Annotated in this window: 1 protein-coding gene; it reads right to left on the bottom strand. The window is 63.7% G+C overall.

The genetic code is table 11. From position 1 onward, the window contains the following. A protein-coding gene (locus tag A8M77_RS34995) for an IS3 family transposase (RefSeq protein ID WP_086937325.1) occupies positions 1-1,107 on the bottom strand; the annotation gives its coding sequence in 2 pieces (ribosomal slippage) (positions 1-846 and positions 846-1,107; 1,108 coding nt annotated over the 2 pieces). This gene is flagged as partial in the annotation. Positions 1,108-1,183 lie beyond the last annotated feature (76 nt).

Raw genomic sequence — 1,183 nt, 5'->3', positions numbered from 1 at the left:
ATTGCCCAGCATCGCCAGCGCGCTGGCGATGCTCGGCGGCGAACTTGGCCGGTGGGATGCGTCCGAGCGAGCTGTGCGGGCGCTGCTCGTTGTAGTCGCGCCGCCAACGGGCGATCTCCTGCCTGGCCTGCGCCAGCGATTCGAACCATTGCTCGTTCAGGCACTCGTCGCGGAACTTGCCATTGAAGCTCTCGATATAGGCATTCTGGGTCGGACAGCCTGCATCGTTGAGCAGGTGCCGAACACCACGTGCCGCAGCCCAGGCCATGAAGGTCCGGCTGGTGAACTCCGGCCCCTGGTCGGTGCGGATGGCCAGCGGGTAGCCGCGGAATTGCGCTGCCTGGTCCAGCAAGCGCACGACATATTCGCCACCCATGCCGTGGTCCACCGCGATGTTCACGCACTCGCGGCTGAAGTCATCGACCACCGTCAGGCACTTGATGCGCCGGCCGCTGGCCAGCGCGTCCATCACGAAGTCGATGCTCCAGGTGTCGTTGACGTGCAGGCTGGCTGTCAGGGGCTGACGCTCACCGCTGGTGCGCTTGACCTTGCGGCGTTTGCGCACCGACAACTCGGCCAGCTTGTACAGCCGCCACACGCGCTTGTGGTTGACCTGATGGCCTTCCAGGGCCAACAGATCGTGGATGCGACGGTAGCCGAAGCGCCGGCGCTCGTGGGCCAGCTCAACGATACGCGTGCTCAGGCTGGCCGTGGACTCGTTCATGCTGGGCGGCTCCCGGTAGCTGGTTCTGGACAACCCCGCATAGCGACAGGCGCAGCGCTCGCTGATGGACAGTTCCTGAACCATCCTGGCAGCCGCCTCGCGCCTGGCCTGCGGGGTCAGCGCTTTACCCCGAAGCCCACCTTCAGCGCTTCAATGTGCAGATGAGCTTCGGCCAGCAGCTTCTTGAGCTTGGCATTCTCACCCTCGATCTCGCGCAGCCGCGTCGCTTCGCTGGCTTGCATGCCGCCGAACTTGGCGCGCCACTTGTAGAAGGTCGCATCGCTGAAACCGCCCAGGCGACACAGCTCCTTGACCGGCATGCCGCCCTCGGCCTGCTTGAGAAAACCGATGATCTGCTCCTCGGTGAATCTGCTCTTCTTCATGTCCGTTCTTCCTCTGACAACGGACTCTACTAACCTTCAACTGGTACGCCCTATGGGGAGCAGGTCAGTTCTCATC

The organism is Variovorax sp. JS1663, from assembly GCF_002157355.1.
Taxonomy (GTDB): Bacteria; Pseudomonadota; Gammaproteobacteria; order Burkholderiales; family Burkholderiaceae_C; genus Variovorax.
The sequence above is the reverse complement of the archived record's forward strand: the minus strand, read 5'-3'. Positions and strand labels throughout refer to the sequence as shown.